General features: G+C 53.0%; 3 rRNA genes. All 3 read right to left on the bottom strand.

From position 1 onward, the window contains the following. Window positions 1-12 precede the first annotated feature (12 nt). Window positions 13-130: ribosomal RNA gene (gene rrf, locus MHX65_RS11355) — 5S ribosomal RNA — on the bottom strand. A 163-nt stretch (window positions 131-293) separates the two neighbouring features. After that, window positions 294-3,369: ribosomal RNA gene (locus MHX65_RS11360) — 23S ribosomal RNA — on the bottom strand. Window positions 3,370-3,891: 522 nt separating this feature from the next. Further along, window positions 3,892-5,410, bottom strand: a 16S ribosomal RNA gene (locus MHX65_RS11365). The 16S, 23S and 5S rRNA genes sit together here, the layout of an rRNA operon. Window positions 5,411-5,559: the final 149 nt, after the last annotated feature.

Raw genomic sequence — 5,559 nt, forward strand, 5'->3', positions numbered from 1 at the left:
TTTGTTGTTTGGTGTCGGCGGTGACTTACTCTCCCACAACCTCCCGGTTGCAGTACCATCAGCGTGTACAGGCTTAGCTTCCGGGTTCGGAATGGGACCGGGCGTTTCCCTGTAGCTATGAACCACCGACAAACCTAAAAGAACACTACCCACCACTTCGTGTGTGGTGTTGTGTCAGATACTGCATAGTGGACGCGACACACAAGAATGTGTTCATTTATTTGTTTACTCGCTTCACAAGTCCACCCAACAATCCAACCTCAAACCACATAGTGTTTTGGGGGTTTGTTGTGGTGTGTTTGTTTTGGTCAATTAGTACCAGTAGCCTTCACACCTTACAGTGCTTCCAAGTCTGGCCTATCTACCCCATAGTCTTTAGGGGACCTCAAAAGAAACCTCATCTTAAAACAGGCTTCCCGCTTAGATGCTTTCAGCGGTTATCCCTTCCGTACGTAGCCAACCAGCACTACCCCTGGCGGGATAACTGGCACACTAGAGGTACGTCCGTCCCGGTCCTCTCGTACTAGGGACAGCCTTCTTCAAGTTTCAACGCGCGCGGCGGATAGAGACCGAACTGTCTCACGACGTTCTGAACCCAGCTCGCGTGCCGCTTTAATGGGCGAACAGCCCAACCCTTGGGACCTACTCCAGCCCCAGGATGCGACGAGCCGACATCGAGGTGCCAAACCATCCCGTCGATATGGACTCTTGGGGAAGATCAGCCTGTTATCCCCGGGGTACCTTTTATCCGTTGAGCGACACCACATCCACAAGTAGGTGCCGGATCACTAGTCCCGACTTTCGTCCCTGCTCGACATGTCTGTCTCACAGTCAAGCTCCCTTGTGCACTTACACTCACCACCTGATTGCCAACCAGGCTGAGGGAACCTTTGGGCGCCTCCGTTACATTTTGGGAGGCAACCGCCCCAGTTAAACTACCCACCAGGCACTGTCCCCAACCCAGATCATGGGCCAAGGTTAGATGCTCAATCCGATCAGAGTGGTATTTCAACAACGACTCCACCACCACTAGCGTGATGATTTCACAGTCTCCCACCTATCCTACACAAACCGAACCAAACACCAATACCAAGCTATAGTGAAGGTCCCGGGGTCTTTTCGTCCTGCCGCGCGTAACGAGCATCTTTACTCGTAATGCAATTTCACCGGGCCTGTGGTCGAGACAGCAGAGAAGTCGTTACGCCATTCGTGCAGGTCGGAACTTACCCGACAAGGAATTTCGCTACCTTAGGATGGTTATAGTTACCACCGCCGTTTACTGGGGCTTAAATTCTCAGCTTCGCTAACAAACGTTAACTAACCGGTCCTCTTAACCTTCCAGCACCGGGCAGGCGTCAGTCCATATACATCAACTTAACGTCTTCGCATGGACCTGTGTTTTTGATAAACAGTCGCTTCCCTCTATTCTCTGCGACCCCACAACACTCCAGCAGCTTATGCCTTCACGTCACAGGGCCCCCCTTCTCCCGAAGTTACGGGGGCATTTTGCCGAATTCCTTAACCACAGTTCACCCGAACGCCTTAGTATCTTCAACCTGACCACCTGTGTCGGTTTAGGGTACGGGCCATACACACACTCGCTAGAGGCTTTTCTCGACAGTACAGGATCACCACCATCAACCCCACTGGGTCTACGCATCACGCCTCAACCACATGCGTAGCGGATTTACCTACCACACGGCCTACACGCTTACACCACCAATCCACTAAGTGGCGCGGCTACCTCACTGCGTCACCCCATCACTTGAACCACACATCAGGCCCCACGACATCAACACCACCAACACTCAAAGAGTGAACAGGTAGCGTATCCGCAGTGGTTAGTATCAGTGCTTTATCATGGGCGCACATGTACGGGTACCAGAATATCAACTGGTTATCCATCGACTACGCCTGTCGGCCTCGCCTTAGGTCCCGACTCACCCTGGGAAGACGAACTTGACCCAGGAACCCTTAGTCATCCGGCGGTAAGGATTCTCACCTTACAATTCGTTACTCATGCCTGCATTCTCACTCGCACACAGTCCACGCCTCCTCACGGTAACGCTTCCACCCATGCACGACGCTCCCCTACCCAAACAACGTAAGTTGCTTGCCGCGGCTTCGGCGGTGTACTTGAGCCCCACTACATTGTCGGCGCAGAACCACTCGACCAGTGAGCTATTACGCACTCTTTCAAGGATGGCTGCTTCTAAGCCAACCTCCTGGCTGTCTTCGCGATCCCACATCCTTTTCCACTTAGTACACCCTTAGGGGCCTTAACCGGCGATCTGGGCTGTTTCCCTCTCGACTATGAAGCTTATCCCCCACAGTCTCACTGCCGCACAACACAATTGATGGCATTCGGAGTTTGGCTGACATTGCTAAGATTGTAGTCCCGCTCAACCAACCAGTCGCTCTACCTCCACCAAGCTAAATGCGACGCTGCACCTAAATGCATTTCGGGGAGAACCAGCTATCACGGAGTTTGATTGGCCTTTCACCCCTACCCACAGCTCATCCCCGCAGTTTTCAACCTACGTGGGTTCGCGCCTCCACAACCTCTTACAGCTGCTTCACACTGGCCATGGGTAGATCACCCCGCTTCGGGTCCAGGACATGCCACTAAAACACCCCATTAGGATTCGGTTTCCCTACGACTACCCCACACGGGTTAACCTCGCGACATGCCGCTGACTCGCAGGCTCATTCTTCAAAAGGCACGCCATCACACACAAACAAGGTGCTCTGACGGATTGTAAGCACATGGTTTCAGGAACTATTTCACTCCCCTCCCGGGGTACTTTTCACCATTCCCTCACGGTACTATCCACTATCGGTCACACTGAGTATTTAGGCTTACCGGGTGGTCCCGGCAGATTCACAACAGATTCCACGAGCCCGTTGCTACTCGGGAACCCAACAACCCCCACATCATCATCTTCAGCTACAGGACTCTCACCTACTCCGGTAGATCATTCCAAACCACTTCACCTAACAACAATGCAAAAAGGGCGTGCCACTGGTAGATGACACACAGCTAGGCCCCACAACACCGCACACACAACCCCTACCAGGTATCACATGCACACAGTTTAGCCTCATCCACGTTCGTTCGCCACTACTAGCAGAATCATTATTATTTTCTCCTCCTACGGGTACTGAGATGTTTCACTTCCCCGCGTAACCCCCACAACAGCTATGAATTCACTGAAGGGTAACCCCACATAACCAGGGCCAGGTTTCCCCATTCGGACATCCTCGGATCAACGCTTTATTGACAACTCCCCGAGGCTTAACGCAGCCTTACACGTCCTTCATCGGCTCAGCATGCCAAGGCATCCACCATGCGCCCGAAATAACGAACACACCAACCACCACACACAAACCACACAACCAACAAAAAGCCATGCAGCCACATGCGGTGGCAACAAGTGAACTTGACAAAATAAACAAAAAAGAAAAATCACATCACACACACAAAACACCACCAACCACAAACGGCCGATGGCATCATGCAGATGCTCGCGTCCACTATACAGTTCTCACACAACACCCCAAACCAGCAACACACACCACCACAATGAATGGCATCCATCAACCAGTCAGGCACACAAAAAAAGGGGATAATGCCCCAGACACCCAACAATGCACCAACAACTTATCCACAAACTTATTTTTAGTATGCATGGACACTGTTACGCATGTCACAAAGCACTGTCTCAACACTTGAGCCTGCTGATTAAGGTGTGTCTCCTACCCGGAATTTCCATAACACGGTGGCAGCAGAACACTCGCCCACTCAACCACCAACCCACCATCAAACAATGTGTGGGCAACCCACAACTGTGGGCCATTGGCTGCAACTGCAGCCTATTAAAAGCTCCTTAGAAAGGAGGTGATCCACCCGCACCTTCCGGTACGGGTACCTTGTTACGACTTCGTCCCAATCGCCGATCCCACCTTCGACGGCTCCCTAACACGTTTAGGCCACCGGCTTCGGGTGTTACCAACTTTCATGACGTGACGGGCGGTGTGTACAAGGCCCGGGAACGTATTCACCGCAGCATTGCTGATCTGCGATTACTAGCGACTCCGACTTCATGGGGTCGAGTTGCAGACCCCAATCCGAACTAAGGCCGGCTTTCAGCGATTCGCTCCACCTCACAGTGTCGCAGCGCGTTGTACCGACCATTGTAGCATGTGTGAAGCCCTGGACATAAGGGGCATGATGATTTGACGTCATCCCCACCTTCCTCCGAGTTAACCCCGGCAGTCTCTCATGAGTCCCCAACCAAATGCTGGCAACATAAGACAAGGGTTGCGCTCGTTGCGGGACTTAACCCAACATCTCACGACACGAGCTGACGACAACCATGCACCACCTGTACACCAACCACAAAGGGAAACTACATCTCTGCAGCGATCTAGTGTATGTCAAGCCCAGGTAAGGTTCTTCGCGTTGCATCGAATTAATCCACATGCTCCGCCGCTTGTGCGGGCCCCCGTCAATTCCTTTGAGTTTTAGCCTTGCGGCCGTACTCCCCAGGCGGGGCGCTTAATGCGTTAGCTACGGCACGAAAGTCGTAGAAAGACCCTCACACCTAGCGCCCACCGTTTACGGCATGGACTACCAGGGTATCTAATCCTGTTCGCTACCCATGCTTTCGCTCCTCAGCGTCAGTAACTGCCCAGTAACCTGCCTTCGCCATCGGTGTTCCTCCTGATATCTGCGCATTTCACCGCTACACCAGGAATTCCAGTTACCCCTACAGCACTCAAGTTATGCCCGTATCGCCTGCACGCCCGGAGTTAAGCCCCAGAATTTCACAGACGACGCGACAAACCACCTACGAGCCCTTTACGCCCAGTAATTCCGGACAACGCTCGCACCCTACGTATTACCGCGGCTGCTGGCACGTAGTTAGCCGGTGCTTCTTATCTAGGTACCGTCACAACAAAGCTTCGTCCCTAGCGAAAGGAGTTTACAACCCGAAGGCCTTCATCCCCCACGCGGCGTCGCTGCATCAGGCTTGCGCCCATTGTGCAATATTCCCCACTGCTGCCTCCCGTAGGAGTCTGGGCCGTATCTCAGTCCCAATGTGGCCGTACACCCTCTCAGGCCGGCTACCCGTCGCCGCCTTGGTAGGCCATTACCCCACCAACAAGCTGATAGGCCGCGAGCTCATCCTACACCGAAAAAACTTTCCACCACACACACTAAAGTGCGGTCCTATCCGGTATTAGACCCAGTTTCCCAAGCTTATCCCGAAGTGCAGGGCAGATCACCCACGTGTTACTCACCCGTTCGCCACTCGAGTACCCTGCAAGCAGGGCCTTTCCGTTCGACTTGCATGTGTTAAGCACGCCGCCAGCGTTCGTCCTGAGCCAGGATCAAACTCTCCACAAAAAGAATTTCAGCACAACACTGAAAAGGCCGTGAAAAGCCCAAACCTAACCAAAAGAACAAACCACCACACACCCACAAAAGCAGGCCCATGCTGGCGTCCAAAAATTACTACAAAGAAAAAATCACTGCCTCCCCAACCCGACGGGGCA

Source organism: Corynebacterium sp. ACRPS (assembly GCF_022346005.1).
Taxonomy (GTDB): domain Bacteria; phylum Actinomycetota; class Actinomycetes; order Mycobacteriales; family Mycobacteriaceae; genus Corynebacterium.